This window comes from Bradyrhizobium prioriisuperbiae, assembly GCF_032397745.1.
GTDB classification, from domain to species: Bacteria; Pseudomonadota; Alphaproteobacteria; order Rhizobiales; family Xanthobacteraceae; genus Bradyrhizobium_A; species Bradyrhizobium_A prioriisuperbiae.
The window spans coordinates 2,178,802-2,199,058 of record NZ_CP135921.1; the positions used below are offsets into that span (position 1 = coordinate 2,178,802).

The 20,257-nt window shown below is 63.8% G+C and carries 24 protein-coding genes; 14 read left to right on the forward strand and 10 right to left on the reverse strand.

Annotated features, from left to right (window positions below; all coding sequences use genetic code 11):
* Nucleotides 1-792: an alpha/beta hydrolase gene (locus RS897_RS10175; protein WP_315836437.1), complete on the reverse strand. Its 792-nt coding sequence runs from the start codon at nucleotides 790-792 to the stop codon at nucleotides 1-3.
* A gap of 267 nt (nucleotides 793-1,059) precedes the next feature.
* On the opposite strand from RS897_RS10175, the gene infC reads away from it, so the two are divergent.
* Nucleotides 1,060-1,599: a translation initiation factor IF-3 gene (infC, locus tag RS897_RS10180; protein ID WP_315838580.1), complete on the forward strand. Its 540-nt coding sequence runs from the start codon at nucleotides 1,060-1,062 to the stop codon at nucleotides 1,597-1,599.
* Nucleotides 1,600-1,760: 161 nt separating this feature from the next.
* Here the strand turns inward: infC and RS897_RS10185 are convergent, their stop codons facing one another.
* Nucleotides 1,761-2,183 (reverse strand): hypothetical protein, encoded by a 423-nt coding sequence (locus RS897_RS10185; protein ID WP_315836438.1) that lies wholly within the window; start codon nucleotides 2,181-2,183, stop codon nucleotides 1,761-1,763.
* 459 nt (nucleotides 2,184-2,642) lie between these two features.
* On the opposite strand from RS897_RS10185, the gene rpmI reads away from it, so the two are divergent.
* The 6 genes from rpmI to RS897_RS10215 all read left to right on the forward strand — a co-directional run bounded on the left by rpmI (nucleotide 2,643) and on the right by RS897_RS10215 (nucleotide 8,812).
* Nucleotides 2,643-2,843 carry a 50S ribosomal protein L35 gene (gene rpmI / locus RS897_RS10190; RefSeq protein ID WP_315836439.1) on the forward strand — a complete coding sequence of 67 codons (201 nt, stop codon included), beginning with the start codon at nucleotides 2,643-2,645 and terminating at the stop codon, nucleotides 2,841-2,843.
* A 62-nt stretch (nucleotides 2,844-2,905) separates the two neighbouring features.
* The gene (rplT, locus tag RS897_RS10195) at nucleotides 2,906-3,265 is read left to right on the forward strand and encodes a 50S ribosomal protein L20 (protein ID WP_315836440.1); all 360 of its coding nucleotides are present in this window, start codon (nucleotides 2,906-2,908) and stop codon (nucleotides 3,263-3,265) included.
* A gap of 230 nt (nucleotides 3,266-3,495) precedes the next feature.
* Nucleotides 3,496-4,578 carry a phenylalanine--tRNA ligase subunit alpha gene (gene pheS / locus RS897_RS10200; protein WP_315836441.1) on the forward strand — a complete coding sequence of 361 codons (1,083 nt, stop codon included), beginning with the start codon at nucleotides 3,496-3,498 and terminating at the stop codon, nucleotides 4,576-4,578.
* Nucleotides 4,575-6,998: a phenylalanine--tRNA ligase subunit beta gene (gene pheT, locus RS897_RS10205; RefSeq protein ID WP_315836442.1), complete on the forward strand. Its 2,424-nt coding sequence runs from the start codon at nucleotides 4,575-4,577 to the stop codon at nucleotides 6,996-6,998. The genes pheS and pheT overlap by 4 nt, the downstream gene beginning before the upstream one ends.
* Nucleotides 6,995-7,765 (forward strand): sulfite exporter TauE/SafE family protein, encoded by a 771-nt coding sequence (locus tag RS897_RS10210; RefSeq protein WP_315836443.1) that lies wholly within the window; start codon nucleotides 6,995-6,997, stop codon nucleotides 7,763-7,765. Before pheT ends, RS897_RS10210 begins: the two co-directional genes overlap by 4 nt.
* Nucleotides 7,766-7,849: 84 nt before the next feature.
* Nucleotides 7,850-8,812: an MBL fold metallo-hydrolase gene (locus RS897_RS10215; protein ID WP_315836444.1), complete on the forward strand. Its 963-nt coding sequence runs from the start codon at nucleotides 7,850-7,852 to the stop codon at nucleotides 8,810-8,812.
* Nucleotides 8,813-8,937: 125 nt separating this feature from the next.
* Here the strand turns inward: RS897_RS10215 and RS897_RS10220 are convergent, their stop codons facing one another.
* Nucleotides 8,938-10,362 (reverse strand): flavin monoamine oxidase family protein, encoded by a 1,425-nt coding sequence (locus RS897_RS10220; RefSeq protein WP_315836445.1) that lies wholly within the window; start codon nucleotides 10,360-10,362, stop codon nucleotides 8,938-8,940.
* Between the two features lie 230 nt (nucleotides 10,363-10,592).
* Here RS897_RS10220 and RS897_RS10225 point away from each other — a divergent pair, with 230 nt between their 5' ends.
* Nucleotides 10,593-11,480: a C40 family peptidase gene (locus RS897_RS10225; RefSeq protein ID WP_315836446.1), complete on the forward strand. Its 888-nt coding sequence runs from the start codon at nucleotides 10,593-10,595 to the stop codon at nucleotides 11,478-11,480.
* A 119-nt stretch (nucleotides 11,481-11,599) separates the two neighbouring features.
* Complete coding sequence (locus RS897_RS10230) at nucleotides 11,600-12,349, forward strand: sulfate transporter family protein (protein ID WP_315836447.1); 750 nt, start codon at nucleotides 11,600-11,602, stop codon at nucleotides 12,347-12,349.
* 8 nt (nucleotides 12,350-12,357) lie between these two features.
* Here RS897_RS10230 and RS897_RS10235 read toward each other — a convergent pair whose 3' ends face one another.
* Nucleotides 12,358-13,302, reverse strand: coding sequence for a Bug family tripartite tricarboxylate transporter substrate binding protein (locus RS897_RS10235; RefSeq protein ID WP_315838581.1), 945 nt, complete (start codon nucleotides 13,300-13,302; stop codon nucleotides 12,358-12,360).
* Nucleotides 13,303-13,501: 199 nt separating this feature from the next.
* Nucleotides 13,502-14,230, reverse strand: coding sequence for an endonuclease III (gene nth / locus RS897_RS10240; RefSeq protein ID WP_315838582.1), 729 nt, complete (start codon nucleotides 14,228-14,230; stop codon nucleotides 13,502-13,504).
* On the opposite strand from nth, the gene RS897_RS10245 reads away from it, so the two are divergent.
* The 5 genes from RS897_RS10245 (at nucleotide 14,154) to RS897_RS10265 (ending at nucleotide 16,975) form a co-directional block, all read left to right on the forward strand.
* On the forward strand, nucleotides 14,154-14,330 hold the full coding sequence (locus RS897_RS10245) for a hypothetical protein (RefSeq protein WP_315838953.1): 177 nt from the start codon (nucleotides 14,154-14,156) through the stop codon (nucleotides 14,328-14,330). The two genes, nth and RS897_RS10245, sit on opposite strands and share 77 nt — an antisense overlap.
* Nucleotides 14,331-14,339: 9 nt before the next feature.
* Nucleotides 14,340-14,858, forward strand: a complete 519-nt coding sequence (locus RS897_RS10250) for a DUF2244 domain-containing protein (RefSeq protein WP_315836448.1) — start codon at nucleotides 14,340-14,342, stop codon at nucleotides 14,856-14,858.
* Between the two features lie 54 nt (nucleotides 14,859-14,912).
* Nucleotides 14,913-15,809, forward strand: a complete 897-nt coding sequence (locus RS897_RS10255; RefSeq protein WP_315836449.1) for a methylated-DNA--[protein]-cysteine S-methyltransferase — start codon at nucleotides 14,913-14,915, stop codon at nucleotides 15,807-15,809.
* Nucleotides 15,810-15,878: 69 nt separating this feature from the next.
* On the forward strand, nucleotides 15,879-16,442 hold the full coding sequence (locus tag RS897_RS10260; RefSeq protein WP_315836450.1) for a helix-turn-helix domain-containing protein: 564 nt from the start codon (nucleotides 15,879-15,881) through the stop codon (nucleotides 16,440-16,442).
* Complete coding sequence (locus RS897_RS10265; protein WP_315836451.1) at nucleotides 16,439-16,975, forward strand: GNAT family N-acetyltransferase; 537 nt, start codon at nucleotides 16,439-16,441, stop codon at nucleotides 16,973-16,975. The genes RS897_RS10260 and RS897_RS10265 overlap by 4 nt, the downstream gene beginning before the upstream one ends.
* On the opposite strand, the gene RS897_RS10270 is transcribed toward RS897_RS10265, so the two are convergent.
* The 5 genes from RS897_RS10270 to RS897_RS10290 form a co-directional block, all read right to left on the reverse strand.
* Nucleotides 16,976-17,599, reverse strand: a complete 624-nt coding sequence (locus RS897_RS10270; RefSeq protein WP_315836452.1) for a 2,3-bisphosphoglycerate-dependent phosphoglycerate mutase — start codon at nucleotides 17,597-17,599, stop codon at nucleotides 16,976-16,978.
* A 122-nt stretch (nucleotides 17,600-17,721) separates the two neighbouring features.
* On the reverse strand, nucleotides 17,722-18,534 hold the full coding sequence (gene dapB, locus RS897_RS10275) for a 4-hydroxy-tetrahydrodipicolinate reductase (RefSeq protein ID WP_315836453.1): 813 nt from the start codon (nucleotides 18,532-18,534) through the stop codon (nucleotides 17,722-17,724).
* Between the two features lie 67 nt (nucleotides 18,535-18,601).
* On the reverse strand, nucleotides 18,602-18,910 hold the full coding sequence (locus tag RS897_RS10280; RefSeq protein ID WP_315836454.1) for a DUF1330 domain-containing protein: 309 nt from the start codon (nucleotides 18,908-18,910) through the stop codon (nucleotides 18,602-18,604).
* Nucleotides 18,911-18,937: 27 nt separating this feature from the next.
* The gene (gene pyrF / locus RS897_RS10285; protein ID WP_315838583.1) at nucleotides 18,938-19,648 is read right to left on the reverse strand and encodes an orotidine-5'-phosphate decarboxylase; all 711 of its coding nucleotides are present in this window, start codon (nucleotides 19,646-19,648) and stop codon (nucleotides 18,938-18,940) included.
* Nucleotides 19,649-19,663: 15 nt separating this feature from the next.
* A complete protein-coding gene (locus RS897_RS10290; protein ID WP_315836455.1) occupies nucleotides 19,664-20,245 on the reverse strand; it encodes an NADPH-dependent FMN reductase in 582 nt (193 codons plus the stop codon).
* Nucleotides 20,246-20,257: the final 12 nt, after the last annotated feature.

Genomic DNA, 20,257 nt, shown 5'->3' on the forward strand with positions numbered 1-20,257 from the left:
TCACGACAATTCCGTCACCGTCGCCAGCAGGCGCGAAATGTCCTGCGGACGGGAGAGCCGGTGGTCACCGTCCTGGATCATGGTGAGGACCACATCCTCGCTCGGCAGCCGGTGGGTCAGCTCGAAGGCGTGCTGCCACGGCACGTCGGGATCCTTCGCGCCCTGCAGAATGCGCACCGGGCAGCCGGTGTCGATGGTGGAGCCGAGCACGAGGTGCTTGCGCCCGTCCTCGATCAGCGCCCGCGTGATCGGCTGCGGATCGCCATACTCCGACGGGCGATACCAGACACCGTTGGTCTCGATCTCGGCCTTGATCGCCGGCGAGAACGCCTTCCACATCAGGTCTTCGGTGAAATCCGGCGCCGGTGCGATCAGGATCAAACCGGCGAGCGAGGCGCGCGGCGGAGACGCTTTGGAGCGCTTGGCCAACTCCTGCGCCAGCAGCAGCGCCATCCATCCGCCCATCGACGAGCCGATCACGATCTGCGGCCCCTCGCAAAACCGGTCGAATACGGCGAGGCTGTCCTCGCACCAGCGACCGATGGTGCCGTCGACGAATGCACCACCGGACTCGCCATGCCCCGAATAGTCGAAGCGAACGCAGGCCCGACCCTTCTTAGCCGCCCATTCGTCCAGCGCCTGAGCCTTGGTGCCCTTCATGTCGGAGGCGAACCCGCCGAGCCAGAACAGGCCGGGCGAAGTTCCGCTCCGCGCACGGACCGCGATGCGCCGCACGTCCTGCGCGGGCCCGACCTCGGTGAAGACAGGGGCCTCGGCACCCGAAATGCTCATGAATTGACCGCCTTGCGATGAAACCCAAAGCCGGCCTCCGCGTTACCGCTTGCGAAAGCTGGTTGCCCTTTCTATGTCAGTCCCGGGAATTTTGAACCACTTCATATTTCCGGACCACCCATAGGGCGGCGGGTTGGGGCGGCGGGTTGCGAGGCTGAAATACCTCTCATTTGATGGTTTTGGCGCTCGATCTGCGCATCGGTGCTTGCTCGCACCGGTTGAATGCTTCAAACTACCGGCTTCACCAACAACATTGGAGTTTTACCCATTCGCCGTCCCAGCAGAGCGCCAGCCCCCGTCCAAAAGGACGGACCGCGCATCAACGATGAAATCCGCAACGCGCAAATCCAGCTGATCGATCAGACCGGTCTCAACCACGGCACCGTGGAAACCATCGTGGCCGTCAAGTTGGCCGTCGAAGCCGGCATGGACCTGGTCGAGATCTCTCCGAACAACAATCCTCCCGTATGCAAGATCATGGATTACGGGAAGTACAAGTTTCAGGCGCAAAAGAAGGCTGCCGAAGCCCGCAAGAAACAGAAGGTCGTCGAGATCAAGGAAATCAAGCTTCGTCCGATGATCGACGATCACGACTACGAAGTGAAGATGAAGGCGATGCAGCGGTTCTTCGAGGAAGGCGACAAGGTCAAGATCACCTTGCGTTATCGGGGCCGCGAAATGGCGCACCAGGAAATCGGCACCAAGCTGCTCGATCGCGTCAAAACCGATGTCGCCGAGCTCGCCAAGGTCGAGCAGGACGCCAAGTTCGAAGGACGTCAGGTCGTGATGGTGCTGGCGCCGCGCTAACGCCTTCCATTACAGGCAAATCCAAATCCCAGACAATGTGACGGCCTGTCAGGTATCTGGCGGGCCGTTTTGCTGTGACGTGACTGAAACTAAAAATGGCGCCGCTATGCGGCGCCATGTCCGATCAGGACGCACGATCGAAATCGCGCTTGTCCCGCTTGTTAGAGACTGCGCACCGCTTCCCAGCGGCCGCTGCACGCGGTCGAGGCCGACTTGCCGCTCCACTGGCCCGCACCGGCATTGCCCTTGAGCTTGCCGCTGGCATTGGCGCGCTGATCGCCACGAGAAATCGAAACGCTGACGTTGCCGGCTTCGCCGACATTGCCGGTGATATCGAAGCTGCCGTTGCCGGAATAGCTGACCTGGCCGCCGGCCACTTTCACCGCATAGCTGTAGGCCGGATCGCAATCGCCGGACTGGGTGATGATGGTCACGCGCCAGTCGCCATCATGGGACGCGCTGGCCTTGGAATAACCCGCGAGCGCGATCGCCGCGGCAAAAGCGGCAATGGCAAAGAACCAGCGGAACAGCTGCAGGCGGGAGGTGTCCGAAGACAAAGCAATCGTCTTGGCGAAACGGGCCATGGGTAACGTCCGGATAAAACGAGAATGAATTGGTCGGCGGTGATGACAGGGATATAGGTTTCCTTTCCCAATTTCGCCAGTGCGCTGCACAATAAATCAGTCATCTAGTGTGCTGAACGCGAAGTTCCCGCAATTGTGCGGCAGGCTCTTCGGGAACTTCGCGTTCATAAAGCACACTAGAATCATAAAGTTGCTCGTGTCTTTGTCGCTTCGCAAGTTCGTACGGAGGTCGCTGAGAACGCAAACGAACTTGCGAAACGAGACACGAGAGTTGCCATTTTTGCCTCGCTCTGCCATAAGCCCAGCCTTCGTCGCCCGGCTGATTAAGGGCTGCCGTGTCGACGACCCTGCTGGCCATCTCGAATTTCGAAATGAGCAAGCAATTTCAACGCTCTAGCGAGCATTAACCGACCGAACCCCCTCGCGGGGAGTTCTTGCGTGTCGGAACAGGAGAGCCAAATGCCCAAGCTGAAGACCAAGTCGGGCGCTAAAAAGCGCTTCAAGGTGACCGCCTCCGGGAAGGTCAAACATGCTCAGCGCGGCAAGCGCCACGGCATGATCAAGCGGACGAAGAAGCAGATTCGTCAGCTCCGTGGCACGCGCGTGCTGTTCAAGACCGACGGCGACAACATCAAGAAATATTTCTTGCCGAACGCCTGATCGATCCCCCGGGCCGCGCTCGCGCGGTATATCTGTCACCATTGATTTGAAGGAGATCTGTCATGGCACGCGTTAAACGCGGTGTGACGGCTCACGCCAAGCACAAGAAAGTCTACAAGGCCGCCAAGGGTTTCTACGGCCGCCGCAAGAACACCATCCGCACCGCCAAGCAGGCGGTGGAGAAGGCCGGCCAGTACGCCTTCCGCGATCGCAAGCGCAAGAAGCGGACCTTCCGCGCGCTCTGGATCCAGCGCCTGAATGCGGCCGTGCGCCCGTTCGGCCTGACCTACAGCCGATTTATCGACGGCCTCGCCAAGTCGGGCGTGACTGTCGATCGCAAGGTGCTGTCGGATCTGGCCATCCATGAGCCGGCGACGTTCCAGCAGATCGCTGAAAAGGCCAAGGCCGCCCTCGCGGCCTAAAACCTTCGCCCGTTTTGGGCGCGTATTCCGCAAAAGTGGACACCGGTTTTGCGATTAGAATACGCGCTAGTTAAAAATAGCGCATTTTCTTACGGCAAACCGGCTTCCACTTTGCCGGAAAATGCGCTGCCGACATGACCGGGGCTTAAAAAGCCCCGATCCGTTCGGCTGGGCTTGCTTGACCCCTGCCGGACGGTCCACAGAGATGACCGTTCCGATTGGGGCTCATGATGTCCGATATCACCGCACTACAAGACGACTTGCTGAATCAGATCGGCGCGGCTTCCGACGAGGCTGCGCTTGAAGCCGTGCGCGTCTCCGCGCTCGGCAAGAAGGGCTCGATCTCGGCGCTGCTTGCCACGCTCGGCAAGATGTCGCCGGACCAGCGCAAGGTCGAAGGCGCCGCCATCAATGCGGTGAAGGACAAGGTCACCCAGGCGCTCGGTGAACGCCGTGATCTGCTGAAGTCCGCAGCCCTCGATGCCCGCCTTGCCCGCGAAACCCTCGATGTCACGCTGCCGGTGCGCGATGCCCCGGCGGAAGCCGGCCGCATTCATCCGCTCAGCCAGGTCTGGGATGAACTGACCACCATCTTCGCCGACATGGGTTTCACCATCGCCGAAGGTCCGGACATCGAGACCGACGATTACAACTTCACCAAATTGAATTTCCCGATCGGCCATCCGGCGCGGGAGATGCACGACACGTTCTTCTTCAACCCGAAGGAAGACGGCTCGCGGCTGTTGCTGCGCACCCACACCTCGCCGGTGCAGGTACGCACCATGCTGAGCCAGACGCCGCCGATTCGCGTGGTCTGCCCGGGCCGCACCTATCGGATCGATTCCGACGCCACCCACACGCCGCAATTCCACCAGGTCGAAGGCCTTGTCATCGACAAGGGCTCGCACCTCGGCCACCTGAAATGGATCCTGCACGAATTCTGCAAGGCGTTCTTCGAGGTCGACAACGTCAACATGCGGTTCCGGCCGTCGTTCTTCCCCTTCACCGAACCGTCGCTGGAGGTTGATATCCAGTGCCGCCGCGGCAAGGATGAAATCCGTTTCGGCGAGGGCGAGGACTGGCTGGAGATTCTCGGCTGCGGCATGGTTCATCCGAACGTGCTGCGGGCCTGCAACATCGATCCCGATGTCTATCAGGGCTTCGCCTGGGGCATGGGCATCGATCGCATCGCCATGCTGAAATACGGCCTGCCCGATCTGCGCGCGCTGTTCGACGCCGACGTGCGCTGGCTCAATCACTACGGCTTCCGGCCGCTCGAAGTCCCGACACTGGCCGGAGGTCTGTCGTCATGAAATTCACCCTCTCCTGGCTGAAAGAACATCTTTCGACCGACGAGCCGCTGGACAAGCTTGCCGACAAGCTGACCATGATCGGCCTTGAAGTCGAGCACATCGACGATAAGGCGAAGGCGCTTGCGGCCTTCACCATCGCGCGGGTGATTTCCGCCGAGCAGCATCCCAATGCCGACCGGCTGCGGGTGTGTATGGTCGATACCGGCCATGGTGCGGCTCCGGTGCAGGTGGTGTGCGGCGCGCCGAACGCGCGCACTGGCCTTGTCAGCGTGTTTTCGCCGCCGGGGACCTACATCCCGGGCAAGGACATCACGCTCGGCGTCGGCACCATTCGCGGCGTCGAAAGCCATGGCATGCTGTGCTCGGCCGCCGAACTGCAATTGTCGGAAGACCATGACGGCATCATCGAGCTGCCGGCAGATGCGCCTGTTGGCGCGACCTATGCCGAGTGGGCGAAGCTCGGTGATCCCGTCATTGAGATCAACCTGACGCCGAACCGGCAGGACTGTACCGGCGTGCACGGCATTGCGCGCGATCTCTCCGCCGCCGACATGGGCACGCTGAAGGATCCGGCGATCAAGCCGGTCAAGGGCGAGTTCCCCAGCCCGGTCAACGTCACCGTCGAAGACGCGGCGCTGTGTCCGGGTTTCGCGCTGCGGCTGGTGCGCGGCGTCAAGAACGGCCCGTCGCCGGAATGGCTGCAGAAGCGCCTGACCTCGATCGGGCTGCGGCCGATCAATGCGCTGGTCGACATCACCAACTTCATGACCTTCGACCGCAGCCGTCCCCTGCATGTGTTCGACGCCGCGAAGGTGAAAGGCAATCTCACGGTGCGCCGCGCCCGCGACGGCGAGACGCTGCTCGCCCTCGACGGTCGCACTTACACCCTCGACAGCAACATCTGCGTCATCGCCGATGAGCATGGTGTCGAATCGCTGGCCGGCATCATGGGCGGCGAAGCGTCGGGATGTTCGGAAGAGACCACCGATGTGCTGATCGAATCCGCGCTGTGGAACGAGATCAACATCGCCCAGACCGGACGCAAGCTCGGCATCAATTCGGACGCGCGTTACCGCTTCGAGCGCGGTGTCGACCCCGCCTTCATGGTGCCCGGCCTCGATATGGCAACCAAGCTCGTCATCGAACTGTGCGGCGGCACGCCGTCGGAGGCCGTCGTGGTCGGCAAGAGCCACGGCGACGACCGCGTGATCGATTTCCCGCTGACGGAGGTCAAGCGCCTCGCCGGCATCGAGGTGCCGTTGATCGAGATGCGCCGTATCCTCGGCCATCTCGGCTTCATGGTGGCCGGCAACGGCCCGGTGGTGAAGGTGGCGGTGCCGTCCTGGCGCACCGATGTCGACGGCAAGGCCGACATCGTGGAAGAGATCGTGCGCATTGTCGGCGTCGACCGGGTGCCGATGGTGCCGTTCCCGCGCGGTGACAATCCGCGCAAGCCGGTGCTGACCCCGCTGCAGCAGCGCACCCGGCGCGCCAAGCGCGCGCTGGCCGCTCGCGGCATGACCGAGGCTGTCACCTGGTCGTTCATCTCTAAGCCGCATGCCGAACTGTTCGGCGGCGGCCAGCCCGAACTCGCGCTCGCCAACCCGATCGCGGCCGACCTCAGCGACATGCGGCCGAGCCTGTTGCCAGGCCTGGTGCGCTCGGCGCAGGCCAATGCCGACCGCGGCTTCAACGACGTGGCGCTGTTCGAAGTCGGCCAGATCTTCAAAGGCGACCGGCCGCAGGATCAGTTCATTGCTGCCGGCGGGCTGCGGCGCGGCCTTGCCTCGTCGAAGGGCGTGGCACGCCATTGGTCCGGATCGGCAACCGCTGACGCGTTCGACGCCAAGGCCGATGCGCTTGCGGTGCTGACGGCAGCCGGCGCTCCGGTGCAGGGGCTGCAGGTGGTGCCGGTGCAGGACAGCAAGAATGCTCCGACCTGGCTGCATCCGGGACGTTCCGGCGCGATCCAGATCGGGCCGCAGAATGTGCTGGGATATTTCGGCGAACTGCACCCGCGCGCCCTCGAGGCGCTCGGCGCGGAGGGGCCGCTGGTCGGCTTCGAGGTCATCCTCGACCGTATTCCCGACGCCAAGGCCAAGCCAACCCGCGCCAAGCCGCTGCTGGATCTCTCTGCGTTCCAGCCGGTGTCGCGCGACTTCGCCTTCATTGTCGATCGCGGCGTCAAGGCCGGCGACATGGTGCGCGCCGCGCAGGGGATTGATCGCAAGCTGATCACCGCCGTCGATGTGTTCGATCTCTATGAGGGCAAGGGCATCGAGGACGGCAAGAAGTCGATCGCGATCGCCGTGACGCTGCAGCCGCGTGAAAAGACCCTGACCGACCAGGAGATCGACGCGGTCGCCGCGAAGATCGTGGCCGAGGTGACCAAGAAAACCGGCGGGGTGCTGCGAGGATGAGCCTCGCCGCGCTGCTGCCGTCGGGAATCAGCGTCAGTTCCGTCACCGCGATCTGCGTCATCGCGCTGATCGCAGGCGTCGCGCGCGGATTTTCCGGCTTCGGATCGGCGCTGATCTTCATGCCGCTCGCCAGCAGCATCGCTGCACCGAGCCTGGTCGCCGGCCTTCTGCTGGTGATCGATTCGATCGCCGCGGCGCCGCTGATTCCCGGCGCCTTCAGGCATGCGGACCGCAAGGCAGTGATCACCATGGTGGCCGGTTCGGCCGTCGGTGTTCCGCTCGGCACCTATGCCCTGACCCAGCTCGATCCCGTGACCACGCGCTGGATCATTTCGGCGTTTGTCATCGCCATGCTCGCGCTGCTTGCATCGGGCTTTCGTTATCGCGGCGAGGATCATGGCCCGATCGCCGCCGGCGTCGGCGGATTGTCGGGGTTTTGCAGCGGACTGGCGCAGACCGGCGGTCCGCCGATCGTCGCTTACTGGCTGGGCCGGCCGATCACCCCGGTGATGGCGCGTGCCAATATCGTGCTGTTCTTCGCGGCGGCTGACGTCTTCTCGGTGGTGAGTTACCTGATCGCCGGGCTATTGACCACGGATGTCCTGAAGCTGTCGCTGGTGGTCGGCCCCGTCTTCGCGTTCGGCCTCCTTGTCGGCGCGCAGATGTTCGGCAAGGCAAGCGAAACACTGTTTCGCATCACCTGCTACGCCCTGATCGCGCTCGCCGCCGTGATCGGCCTGCCGCTGCTCGACGGGCTGCTGCGCTAAGCGGCCCCCGGGCACGGCTTGCCTCGGCTACCGGGAGAAGACTAGGGTCTCCCGACCTCAAAAAAAAGCAGACCGGGAGAAACCATGATCGACCGCCGCGATATCCTGAAACTCGCAGTTGCTGGCGCCGCCACATCCCTGGTGTCCGCGCCGCGCGCCTTCGCGCAGGACGCGGCGAAAAAGCCGCGCACCCGCATCATCTTCCTCGGCACCAAGGGCGGCCCGCGCGTCGGCGCCGGCGCTTCCAACCCGGCCAATGCCGTGATCGTGAACGGTGTGCCCTATGTGGTCGACTGCGGCAACGGCGTCACGCGCCAGCTCGCAAGTGCCGGTGTTGCGCTTCCCTCGGTCAAATACATCTTCATCAGCCACCACCATTCCGATCACAATCTGGAATACGGCAACCTGGCCTACAATGCCTGGGCCGCCGGGCTCTCGACGCCGATTCACTCATTCGGCCCGAAGGGCATCGAGGAAATGACGAAGATCTATTGGGAACTGAACAAATTCGACGTCGAGACCCGCATTGCGGATGAAGGCCGGCCCGATCCGCGCAAGCTGCTGGTTGCGAAGGACATCACCGACGACGGCGTGGTGCTGAAGACTGACGATGTCACCGTCACCGCGTTCCGCACCCCGCATCCGCCCATCGTCGACAACTTCGCCTACAAATTCGAAACGCCTGACGGCACCGTCGTGTTCTCCAGCGACACCGCCTACAACCCGAAGCTCGCCGAGTTCGCCAAGGGCGTGGACGTGCTGGTGCACGAGGTGCTGTACCTGCCCGCGGTCGACAAGCTGGTGCTGCGCACCAAGAACGGTGCCACGCTGAAAAAGCATCTGCTCGACAGCCACACCTCGGCCGAAGACGTCGGCCGCATCGCCGCTGCCGCCGGCGTCAAGACATTGGTGCTCAGCCACATCGTGCCGCCGCCGGGCGACGGGCTCGATGTCACGGAAGAAGGCCTGATCGCCGGTGTGCGGCAGAATTTCAGCGGCAAGGTGATTGTTGCGAAGGACCTGATGGAACTGGCGTTGCCGGTGTGAGCCGCCGGACGATGACCCAAGAGTCGAGTTAAGAAGCAAATTCAGGTTGACCGGTTATTCCGGGGCGTGCGCGCAACGCGCGAACCCGGAATCTCGACAGTCACGACGATGCGTCATCGCAAGCGTCAGCTCCTCGGCCACGCCAGGCCGGGCGCGCGCTCCGGCGCGCTGGATTTCGGACGCGGTTTCCTTGCCGGACGCTCCGGCACCGGCTCCGCGGACTCCTTCAACGCGCCGATCTTCCGCAGCGCGGCTTCCGCCGCACGCTCGCCACTCTCCCACGCGCCGCCGACCGTGCCCCACTGGGTCTCGTGCGTGGCTTCACCCGCAAGGAACAACGCGCCCGAGGGCTCCATCAGCACGCGGCGCCCGGCCTGGCCGCCAGGCGCGGCCGCCGACATCGCGCCCAGCACATACGGCGCAGCATCCCACCGCGTCGTGCTGGAGCGCTTGATGCTACCAGCAATATCGCTGCCGAACAATTTGACCAGCCACTCGGTCGCGAACGCAACCATCGCGGCGTCGCCGCGCGCCGCGAGATCGCGTCCGAAGCTGCCGCCGACATCGACCATGCACAGCGACGAGCCACCAATATTGGCGTAGAGAATGCCGGTGCGATTGTCCTTGCTCTGCTCGATCAGAACATCGTCGCGCGACAATCCCAGCGGATTGCCCGGCAGCTCCAGCGCGATGTGATCGTAGCTGCCGAGCGAGAGCTTCGCCGCCGCCTCAAACTGCCGCTTCGGCAAGTCCGGCGCGAACTTGATCTTGCCTGACGTGAGCACATTGGTCGACGCGGTGACGATGACCGCGCGCGCGGCAATAGTGCCGGCGGACGTCTCGACACTGGCGTCGCGATTGCTCCACACAACGCGGGTGGCGGGCGTCGACAGCGCGACCGGCAGGCCTTCGCCGAGTTTGGCGATCAGGGCGCCGAGCCCGCGACGCGACAAGGCCACGGCATCGCGATGGGTCGAGCGGAATTGATCGCCGACCGAAAGATCCTTGAGATCCTTGCCGCCACCGAATGGCCCGAGCAGGAATTCCGCCGTGCCGGCCCAGTCGCCGAGATCTTTCGGCAGCACCGACGCGCAGGCGACATCGCTGCGCCGCGCGGCCTCGTCGATGGCGCGATTGGCGCGCACCAGTGTGGCCAGGAAATCCTCCGCTTCGCCCGCGCGCGCGTTGCGCCGTCCGATCCGGATCTTCTGGCCCTGTGTCGCGGGCGCGATCTCCATCCCCGCGCCGCGCGCCAGCTTGACCAGCGGATGGCTGTCCGGGTTGTACAGCCACCAGGCGCCGCGATCGAACGGCACTCCGAAGGTCGTGACATCGGTCTGGCAGCGGCCGCCGATCTGGCCTGTGGCCTCGACCACCAGCACCTTGCGGCCCGCGGCCACCACCCGCCGCGCCGCGGCGATGCCGGCGGCGCCGGCGCCGATCACGACAATGTCAGCATCGCGCGGCAGCGGCGCGGCAATGGCCCGCAGCGGGCCGGCTGCGGCCAGACCCAGCGATAGCCCCATCAAACCACGGCGCGTCAGCGGCATTGCCGGGTTTCCGAAATTGTCATTGGCATGGTTTCCGAAAGCTTGGCCTGATGGCTCTGGTGCTGGCACAGAGCGCGAACTTGCCGTATTGAGATGCCGTGGGCAACGGTCATGGTTACCTAGGAATGACCGCAATCGCCGGCCCATGAACCAAATTGCAATGGCTTTCGACCACCATGATGGGCACCAAACAAGCGGCCGGAACGAGCCGCAGCGGGAGAGAGACCCTCATGGGCCTGATGCTTGATACGGTCGGCAAGTTGATCGCGCGCTACCTCCAGAAGGAGGTGCCCGGATATGAGCCGTTCACACCCAGCGATCCGGAACGGCTGCGCGGCCTGATCCAGCCCGGTGACGTGCTGCTGGTCGAGGGTAACAACCGCATCTCCGGCATCATCAAGTATCTGACCCAATCGACATGGTCGCATTCGGCGCTGTTCGTCGGCCCGATCGACGGCGCGTCCGAACCCGACGGCGAGCCGCATGTGCTGATCGAGGCCAATGTGGGCGAGGGCGTGACGTCGGCGCCGCTGTCGAAATATTATCCCTATCACACCCGTCTCTGCCGTCCGGTGGGACTGTCGTTCGAGGACCGCACCACGGTCTGCCGCTACGCCATCAATCGCATCGGCTTCGGTTACGACACCAAGAACATCCTCGATCTGATGCGGTTCCTGATCCCGCTGCCGGTGCCGCAGCGCTGGCGGCGGCGCATAATCGCCATGGGATCGGGCGACCCGACCAAGATCATCTGCTCGGCGCTGATTGCGCAGGCGTTCGGCGCGGTGCGTTATCCGATCCTGCCGAGGGTCACCGAGGCCGGCAGCCGCCAGGCCCGCCGCGAAATCCTGCACATCCGCGATTCCTCGCTCTACATGCCGCGCGACTTCGACATCTCGCCCTATTTCGCCATCATCAAACCGACCATCGAGCGCGGCTTCGACTACACCGCGCTGCATTGGGCGGACAAGCCGAAGCCGCTCGCGGAGGTGGCGGCCGAGGAAGATCCCTTTCCAGCGCGAATCCACCAAGCGCCGGAGGCGCCGCTCGCGCCAGCCGACGACGTCGTAGTGCCCATGCGTCGACCTGCCGCACGCAGATTGGAACCGGTCGACTGAACCGCCGCAGACACCCACAAGCCTCGTTCTCCGCAAGATCTTGCATCCCAGCCCCGGCATATCTAACTCTGCCTGCGATTTTGCGGCATCGCGGTGATGTCCCGCGCCAGGAGAACGAAATGCTCGACGCGGCCGTCAAAGCCCTGTCCCAGATGTTGTCGGCCCCGATGCGCGCCATCCTGTGGAAGGCAATCGGCCTGTCGCTGGTGCTCATCGTGGTTGCGGGCATCGGACTGCAGCGCCTGCTGACCTGGTTCGCCGGCTCCGGCGAAGCCTGGATCGAGGCCTCGCTCGGGCCGGACTATCACACGGCCATCAATGTGCTGGCCTGGATCATCTCGATCGCCGCCAGCCTCGGCATCGTGTTCGGCGCCGTGTTCCTGATGCCGGCAATCACCTCGTTCGTGGCGAGTTTCTTCGTCGACGACATCGCCGACCATGTCGAGCGCGAGCATTATCCGGCCGAGCGTGTTGGCACCGCGCTGCCGCCCGGCGTCGCGGTGATGGAAGGCAGCAAGACCGCGCTGTTGACCATCCTGGTCTATTTGGTCGCGCTGCCGTTCGTGTTCCTCGCCGGCGCCGGCTTCATCGTGTTCTTCATCGCCACAGCCTGGCTGCTTGGCCGCGAGTATTTCGAACTCGCCGCCATGCGCTTCAGGCCGCCTGCGGAAGCAAAGGCGATGCGCAAGCAAAACAGCGCCATGGTGTTCACGGCCGGTCTCTTCATCGCCGCGTTCGTCTCGATTCCGATCGTCAATCTGGCAACGCCGCTGTTCGGCATGGCCTTCATGGTTCACATGCACAAGCGGCTGTCGGGACCGCGGCCGGAGCTGATCGAGCCGGGCCGGATCAAGGTGCCGACAACTTAAGCTGGCGCCTATTGCGGCTCGATGCCCGCGTCCTTGATCAGGCGCGTCCACAGCACGAGCTGGTCCCTGACGAATTTGTCGAGCTCTTCCGGTGTGCCGGAAAACGGCTCCATGCCGAGTTCGGACAGCCGCGCCTTGACCTCCGGCTTCTCGACGATCTTGCGGACCTCGGTGTTGAGCCGCGTCACGATCTCCTTCGGCATGTTGGCCGGACCGAACCAGGCCTGCCATGAGCTGATATCGAAGTCCGGCACGCCGGCTTCCTGCATGGTCGGCAGCTCAGGCATGAGCGAGGAACGATAGGTGGTGGTGACCGCAAGCGCGCGCAGCGCGCCTTCCTTGACGTGAGGCAGGCCGGTCGGGATGTCGACGAACATCATGCTGACACGGCCGCCGATCACGTCGGTCAACGCCGGCGGCGAGCTGCGATAGGGCACGTGCAGGAGATCGATGCCGGCCCGCCGCGCAAAGGTCGCTCCGGAAACGCTCGCCGACGAACTGCCGCTGGCATAGCTGAACTTGCCGGGCGCCCCCTTGGCCAGCGCCACCAGTTCAAGAACATTCTTTGCCGGCACGTCGGGGTGGATCAGCAGCATGAACGGCAGATCGCCGGTGCGTGCGATCGGCGTGAAATCCTTGATCGGATCATAGCTCATGGTCTTGAGCAGGCTCGGATTGGCCGAGTGCGTGGTGTTGGTGGTGACAAACAGCGTGTAACCGTCGGGCGCCGCACGCGCGACATAGGTCGCCGCGATCGAGCCATTGGCACCCGACTTGTTTTCGATCACCGTACCGACGCCAAGCGCCACGCTCAGATGCTGTGCGATGATCCGCGTCGTGGTATCGGTGCCGCTGCCGCCGGCAAACGGCAGCACCAAAGTAATGGTGCGGGTCGGATAAGACGATTGTGCCAGCGCGGTGGTTCCGCCACCGAATGGCGTGGCCGCGATCATGGATCCGAAACCGAGCTGTCCCAATCTCCGTCGTGAAATTTCCATGAGCCGTCCCTCAAGACTATTGTGCCATGCAGCGTCGAGCGCCGCTTGGGCGGCAGGCTAACGGGCCGAACACAAAACGCAAAGGCTTGGGAGATCGATCCCGGTCAGAATCTTTCGGCAAAATCCGCGGCGCGAAATTTCCGAACCGCTGCTCTCAAACGGCCTTTTCGGGCCAGCGGCAGAGATCGTTGATCAGGCAGACGTCGCAGCGCGGCTTGCGCGCGATGCAGATGTAACGGCCGTGCAGGATCAACCAGTGGTGCGCATGGCGCTTGAATTCCGCCGGGATGATGCGCTCAAGCCCGAGCTCCACCTCCAGCGGCGTCTTGCCGGGCGCGAGACCCGTGCGATTGCCGAGCCGGAACAGATGAGTGTCCACCGCAATGGTCGGCTCGCCGAACGCCATGTTGAGCACCACATTGGCGGTCTTGCGGCCGACGCCGGGCAGCGCTTCCAGCGCTTCGCGACTGCGCGGCACTTCACTGTCGTGATGTTCGATCAGCAGCCGCGACAGCGCCATCACGTTCTTGGCCTTGTTGCGATAGAGCCCGATGGTCTTGATCATGTCGCGGACACGATCCTCGCCCAGCGCGATCATTTTCTGCGGCGTGTCGGCGATGGGAAACAAATTCCGCGTTGCCTTGTTCACGCCGACGTCGGTGGCCTGGGCCGACAATGCCACCGCCACCAGCAGCGTATAGGGATTGAGATGCTCCAGCTCGCCTTTCGGCTCCGGATTCGCCTCACGAAACCGGCTGAACGCGTCGACGACTTCGGCCGCGCTCCAAGGTTTTAGAGATTTGGGTTTGAGCGCCTTCAATTTCAGAGCTTTAGATTTCGCAGTCTTTGATCGCGCCGACGCGACCGGCGTCTTGCCGGCGATTCGCGGGGCGGTCTTCCCAGCTGTTTTTGCAACCTTGGTTTCGGAGGTTTTGGTTTTTGCTGCCGAACCGCTCGTCTTTTTTGCCATGATGTTCGTATAATGAACCGTCATGACCTCGGGCAACGATTTTGATCAGGGACCGCAGCCGACGCTGTTCACAGCCCGCCTGACGCCGCACCGGTCGCTGAACCGCACCGGCTTCATCGTGCTGATGGCCTTCATCAGCGCCGTCAGCTTCGCGGCCGGGGTGGCGTTCCTGCTGATGGGCGCCTGGCCGGTGTTCGGCTTCTTCGGGCTCGACGTGCTGGTGATCTACTGGGCCTTCAAGGTGAACTTTCGCGACGCCCGCGCCTATGAGGACATCAGCGTGTCCTATTCCGAACTGCGCCTGCGCCGGGTCAGCCCTCAGGGCCACGCCATGGAATGGGTGCTCAACCCGCTGTGGATCCGCATCGATCGCGAGGTGCATGAGGAGTTCGGCGTGGAGCGGCTTTATCTGGTGGCGCGCGGCCAGCAGATCGCTTTGGCGCGCTTCCTCGGGCCCTCCGAAAAAGACAGTTTTTACAAAGCCTTGTCCGCCGCGCTGCAGGAGGCGCGGCGCGGTCCCACCTACAATCCGATAGTCTGAGGCCGAGTCGGGAATCGGGTGGTTCGGACATCCGCCCGGGCTTACATTTGAGCCATGATGAACCTTGCCATGAATGATCAACGCCTGACCAAACCCGGTCCGCAGAATGCCGCGCTGCGCGACTACGATTCCGTGCGCCGCGCCATCGCCTACATCTCGGAGCACTGGCGCGCCCAGCCGACGATCGAATCGATCGCGGAAGCGGCCAGCGTCACGCCGGATGAGCTGCACCACCTGTTTCGCCGCTGGGCGGGCCTCACCCCGAAAGCCTTCATGCAGGCGCTGACGCTGGATCACGCCAAGGGCCTGCTGCGCTCGTCCGCCAGCGTGCTCGATGCCGCGCTGGATTCCGGACTGTCGGGGCCGGGACGGCTGCACGATCTGTTCGTCACTCACGAATCGATGTCGCCGGGGGAATGGAAAGCCGGCGGCGCCGGCATGACGCTTATCTATGGCTTTCACGCCTCGCCATTCGGCACCGCGATCGTGATTTCAAGCGGCCGCGGCCTTGCCGGTCTCGCGTTCGCCGATCCCGGCGAAGAGCGCACCGCGTTCGCCGACATGCAGCGGCGCTGGCCCAATGCCACCTTTATCGAGGATCACCCCGGCACTGCTGGCCTCGCCCAGCGCATTTTCGACGCCAAGCTGTGGCGGCCGGACCAGCCGCTGCGCGTGACCATGATCGGCACCGACTTCGAGGTCCGGGTGTGGGAGACGTTGTTGAAGATCCCGATGGGATGCGCGTCGACCTACGGCGACATCGCCGCCAAAATCGAACGGCCGACCGCCTCCCGGGCCGTTGGGGCCGCCGTTGGCAAGAACCCGCTGTCGTTCGTGGTGCCCTGCCATCGCGTGCTCGGCAAAAGCGGGGCCCTAACAGGATACCACTGGGGTATCACCCGAAAGCAGGCCATGCTGGGCTGGGAGGCCGGGCAGGTCGGAATGAACTGACCCTTCGCCTCCCCCATTGACGATTTTTCCAAGATAATGGATTATCTATCCATCTTATTGGAAAATCCGATGACTGAGCCAGGCATCAACCAGCAGATCGCCGCGCGGGTGCGCCAGCTGCGGACCCAGCGCGCTTTGTCGCTGGAGGCACTGGCCGACCAGAGCGGGGTCAGCCGCTCGATGATTTCCCTGATCGAGCGGGCGGAAGCGAGCCCCACCGCCGTGGTGCTGGAAAAGCTGGCGGCCGGCCTGAACATGCCGCTGGCGGCGCTGTTCGAGCCCAAAACGCGTGCCTCCGGCCCCGTTGCGCTGAGGCAGGACCAGCCGGTCTGGCGCGACCCCGGATCGGGTTATCTGCGTCGCAACGTGTCGCCTCCGGGCAATCTGACCCCGATCCAGATCGTGGAGGTGGAATTTCCCGCGGGCGCGCGCGTGGCCTATGAGAGCGGCGGCCGTCAAACCCCGATCCATCATCAGGTCTGGGTGCTGGAAGGCGCCATCGACGTCACCATCGGCGACGAGTGGTACGCGCTCGAGAGCGGTGATTGCCTGGCGTTCGTGCTGGACCAGCCGACCACCTATCACAATGTCAGGAACAAGCCGGCGCGCTACGCGGTGGTGATCACCTCATGACGACACCGCCCCCCGACGACATCACGATCGACAGGCTCGACGAGTTGCGTGAAGCGGACGTTGCCCAGCTCGCCGACGTGCTGATCGATTGCGTCGATGGCGGCGCGTCGGTCAGTTTCATGCAGCCGCTCTCGCCTGACAAAGCCCGGGCGTTCTGGCGCGGCCAGACGCACGACATCACTGATAGCAAACGCATCGTGCTGGTGGCGCGTGACGCCAAGGGCATCATCGGCACTGTGCAGGTGATCTGCGCACAACCGGACAACCAGCCGCACCGTGCGGATATTGCGAAGATGCTGGTGCACCGTCGCGCACGCAAACGCGGCATCGGCGCCAAACTGATGCGATCAGCGGAAGATGCGGCACGCGCCGCCGGCAAGACACTGCTGGTGCTCGACACCGTCACCGGCGGCGATGCCGAGCGGCTCTACGCGCGGCTCGGCTGGGTGTTTGTCGGCATCGTACCGGACTACGCGCTGTGGCCGCAGGGTGGTCTCTGCAGCACCAGCTTCTATTATCGCAAGCTTGCGTGATTACCGGCCCAGATCGACCTTCGAGGCCACGGTGGAGTCGTCATTCAGCGTGTAGATGATCGGCGCGCCGGTCGCGAGTTCGCGCTTGAGGATCTGCTCCGGCGACAGCTTTTCCAGCACCATGATCAGCGCCCGCAGCGAATTGCCGTGGGCCGAAATCAGGGTGCGCTTGCCGCGCATGACGAACGGCAGGATTTCCTGCACATAATACGGCAGCGTGCGCGCCAGCGTATCCTTCAGGCTCTCGCCACCGGGCGGCGGCACGTCGTAGGAGCGCCGCCAGATCAGCACCTGCTCCTCGCCCCATTTGGCGCGGGCGTCGTCCTTGTTCAGTCCCGAGAGATCGCCGTAGTCACGCTCGTTCAGCGCTTCGTCCTGGATCACCGGAAGGCTGGGCTGGCCGAGCTCGGCGAGCGCCAGTTTGAGCGTGTGCTGCGCGCGGGTCAGCGCCGAGGTGAAGGCGATATCGAACTCGAGGCCCTGCGCCTTCAGCTTGCGGCCTGCCTCTTTGGCTTCCGCGACGCCCTGCTCGGTGAGGTCGGGATCCTTCCAGCCGGTGAACAGGTTTTTCAGGTTCCATTCGCTCTGGCCATGGCGGACCAGCACAAGACAACGATCGCTCATTCTTGAAGCTTCCGGTTTTAGAGCCTGATCCGGAAAAGTGGGAACCGGTTTTCCGAAAAGATCAGGCTCAAACAAAGAAATGAGATCGTGATGCGATGGCAATCGCATCACGATCTCGGTTGTCAGTCAGTGAGACCGAGCACGTCGGTCATGGAATAGAAGCCTGGCTTCTTGTCCTTCGCCCACAGCGCCGCCTTCAACGCGCCGTGCGCAAAAATCATGCGGTTTTCCGATTTGTGCGCGAGCTCGATCCGCTCATACGGACCCGCGAAGATCACCGTGTGATCGCCGGTGGCGGTGCCGCCGCGCAGTGTCGCAAAACCGATATCGCCGGGTGTGCGGGCGCCGGTATGACCATCGCGCGCGCGCACCGAATGCGATTGCAGATCGATGTTGCGGCCTTCGGCGGCCGCCTTGCCGAGCATGTAGGCGGTGCCCGACGGGGCATCGATCTTCTGCTTGTGATGCATCTCCAGGATCTCGATATCGAAATCCTGATCCAGCGACTGCGCCACGCGCTTGACCAGCGCCGCGAGCAGATTGACGCCGAGGCTCATATTGCCTGACTGCACCACGACGGCGCGTTTGGTGACGCTTTTGATCACCGCGTCGTCGGAGGCCGACAGGCCGGTGGTTCCGATGACGTGAACGATGCCACGCTCCGCCGCGATCGCCACATTGGCGATGGTCGCAGCCGGCACGGTGAAGTCGATGATGCCGTCGGCCTGCGCCGACAGCGCCCAGAGATCCGCGGACAGCAAAACACCGTTGGCGGGCAATCCAGCCAGCACGCCCGCATCCTGGCCGATCAGTTCGGAGCCCGGCGCTTCCAGCGCGCCGGCCAGCACGGCGCCGGACGTTTCCGCGATGGCGCGCACGAGCGTGCGACCCATCCGGCCGCCGGCCCCAGCAACGATCAATCGCATGTCAGACATGACGCAAGAACCTTTGGCTCAGACCTCGAAAAATACCCCGCCTCTATAGGCGATGGGGCCGCCCTTGTCAGCCCGGCTGCGGCCCGTCATAGCCATCGATGACGATGATGTCGGCGGTGCTGTGAGGCGCACGGATTGCGACCAGCCGCAGATATTCCGGGGACTGGTAGCAGGCCAGCGCGGTGGCGTAGTCGGGGAATTCAATCACCACGTTGCGGCTGCGGTGACTGCTGCCTTCCTTGGCCTCGAACGGGCCGCCCCGAATCAGGAACTTGCCGCCGTATTTGGCGAACACCGGCCCGTTCTGCTCGACATAGGCCTTGTATCCCTCGGGATTGTGCACATCGACGCGACCGATCCAGTAGCCTTTTGCCATTTTTTGTCTCCCTGATCCGTTCGAGTTTCAATCCAGCGCGCTGGCGATCTCAGTGACGATCGCCTCGGCCGCAGCCTTGGGATCGGTCGCGGCCACCACCGGGCGAGCCACCACAAGATAGTCGGCGCCGGCCTTGATCGCCTGCCCCGGTGTCATCACCCGCTTCTGGTCACCGGCATCACTGCCGGCGGGACGAATACCGGGAACGACCAGGTCGAGGCGGCTGCCGACCAGTTTCGACAGATGCGTCACTTCCTCGCCGGAGCAGACGAGACCGTCGACACCGATCGCCTGCGCCTGCCGCGCGCGCGTCTCGACCAGCGCGGAAACGTCGAGGCGATAGCCCGCCTCCTGCAGGTCGGCGTTGTTGTAGGACGTCAGCACGGTGACACCGAGAATACGCAGTGCTGAGGTGCCACGGCCTTCGACCGCGGCTGTCATGGTTTGCGGATAGGCATGCACGGTGAGGAAGGTCGCGCCGGATTTGGCGATGCTCTCCACGCCCTTTGTCACCGTGTTGCCGATGTCGTGCAGTTTGAGGTCGGCGAACACTTTCTTGCCGGCGTTCGCAAGCTTGCGGATCAGCGGCAGGCCACCGGCATAAGCCAGCTGGTAGCCGATCTTGTAGAAGGTCACGCTGTCGCCGAGCCGGGCGATCATCGCCTCCGCGGCCTCCACACTCGGCAGATCGAGCCCGACGATCAAACGGTCACGCGTTTCGATTTTGGCAATCGGCATGTCCATGGTCCCTCCTCACATCATCTGTTGTGCGACATCGATCAGTTGCTTCACCAGTGCGCGCAGTCCTTCGGCGTCGCGGCTGTCCTTCAAGTGTTCGTTGTCGTCGAACGCCTGATCCGCGCCGGACAGCGCGAACTGGCGTGGAATGACAGTCGCGCCGCAGCCCAGCGCCAGCACCTGCCGCAGCGCCATCAACGCGCGCAGGCCGCCGAACTTGCCTTCCGATGCCGCGGCGATGGCGAAGGCGCGATCGTGAAACACCTGCAGCGGCGGCTCGCCGCGCTCGCGCACCCGGCTGACCCAGTCGACCGCGTTCTTCAGCAACGGCGGCACCGAGGCATTGTATTCCGGGGTGACGATCAGCACACCGTGATGCGCGCCGATCATCTGCTTGAGATCGATCGCGGGCTTCGGCGCGCCGGAGCGGACTTCGAGATCGGCGTCATAGATCGGCAGCGGATAATCGGTCAGCGAGATCCGCGTCACATCGATGCCTGCCAGCGCGATTTCCTTCGCCGCCAGCGCCGCGAGGCGCGCATTGAAGGAGCCGGTACGGATCGATCCGGGAATCACGAGGATTTTGATCGCGGGCATCTGTTCCAGGGC

What these genes read in the sequence shown, in the direction of transcription:
- RS897_RS10175 (WP_315836437.1), bottom strand. Translation starts at nt 792, where the DNA reads ATGAGCATTTCGGGTGCCGAGGCCCCTGTCTTCACCGAGGTCGGGCCC.
- RS897_RS10185 (WP_315836438.1), bottom strand. Translation starts at nt 2,183, where the DNA reads ATGGCCCGTTTCGCCAAGACGATTGCTTTGTCTTCGGACACCTCCCGC.
- rpmI (WP_315836439.1), top strand. Translation starts at nt 2,643, where the DNA reads ATGCCCAAGCTGAAGACCAAGTCGGGCGCTAAAAAGCGCTTCAAGGTG.
- rplT (WP_315836440.1), top strand. Translation starts at nt 2,906, where the DNA reads ATGGCACGCGTTAAACGCGGTGTGACGGCTCACGCCAAGCACAAGAAA.
- pheS (WP_315836441.1), top strand. Translation starts at nt 3,496, where the DNA reads ATGTCCGATATCACCGCACTACAAGACGACTTGCTGAATCAGATCGGC.
- pheT (WP_315836442.1), top strand. Translation starts at nt 4,575, where the DNA reads ATGAAATTCACCCTCTCCTGGCTGAAAGAACATCTTTCGACCGACGAG.
- RS897_RS10210 (WP_315836443.1), top strand. Translation starts at nt 6,995, where the DNA reads ATGAGCCTCGCCGCGCTGCTGCCGTCGGGAATCAGCGTCAGTTCCGTC.
- RS897_RS10215 (WP_315836444.1), top strand. Translation starts at nt 7,850, where the DNA reads ATGATCGACCGCCGCGATATCCTGAAACTCGCAGTTGCTGGCGCCGCC.
- RS897_RS10220 (WP_315836445.1), bottom strand. Translation starts at nt 10,362, where the DNA reads ATGCCGCTGACGCGCCGTGGTTTGATGGGGCTATCGCTGGGTCTGGCC.
- RS897_RS10225 (WP_315836446.1), top strand. Translation starts at nt 10,593, where the DNA reads ATGGGCCTGATGCTTGATACGGTCGGCAAGTTGATCGCGCGCTACCTC.
- RS897_RS10230 (WP_315836447.1), top strand. Translation starts at nt 11,600, where the DNA reads ATGCTCGACGCGGCCGTCAAAGCCCTGTCCCAGATGTTGTCGGCCCCG.
- RS897_RS10235 (WP_315838581.1), bottom strand. Translation starts at nt 13,302, where the DNA reads ATGATCGCGGCCACGCCATTCGGTGGCGGAACCACCGCGCTGGCACAA.
- RS897_RS10250 (WP_315836448.1), top strand. Translation starts at nt 14,340, where the DNA reads ATGACCTCGGGCAACGATTTTGATCAGGGACCGCAGCCGACGCTGTTC.
- RS897_RS10255 (WP_315836449.1), top strand. Translation starts at nt 14,913, where the DNA reads ATGATGAACCTTGCCATGAATGATCAACGCCTGACCAAACCCGGTCCG.
- RS897_RS10260 (WP_315836450.1), top strand. Translation starts at nt 15,879, where the DNA reads ATGACTGAGCCAGGCATCAACCAGCAGATCGCCGCGCGGGTGCGCCAG.
- RS897_RS10265 (WP_315836451.1), top strand. Translation starts at nt 16,439, where the DNA reads ATGACGACACCGCCCCCCGACGACATCACGATCGACAGGCTCGACGAG.
- RS897_RS10270 (WP_315836452.1), bottom strand. Translation starts at nt 17,599, where the DNA reads ATGAGCGATCGTTGTCTTGTGCTGGTCCGCCATGGCCAGAGCGAATGG.
- dapB (WP_315836453.1), bottom strand. Translation starts at nt 18,534, where the DNA reads ATGTCTGACATGCGATTGATCGTTGCTGGGGCCGGCGGCCGGATGGGT.
- RS897_RS10280 (WP_315836454.1), bottom strand. Translation starts at nt 18,910, where the DNA reads ATGGCAAAAGGCTACTGGATCGGTCGCGTCGATGTGCACAATCCCGAG.
- pyrF (WP_315838583.1), bottom strand. Translation starts at nt 19,648, where the DNA reads ATGCCGATTGCCAAAATCGAAACGCGTGACCGTTTGATCGTCGGGCTC.
- RS897_RS10290 (WP_315836455.1), bottom strand. Translation starts at nt 20,245, where the DNA reads ATGCCCGCGATCAAAATCCTCGTGATTCCCGGATCGATCCGTACCGGC.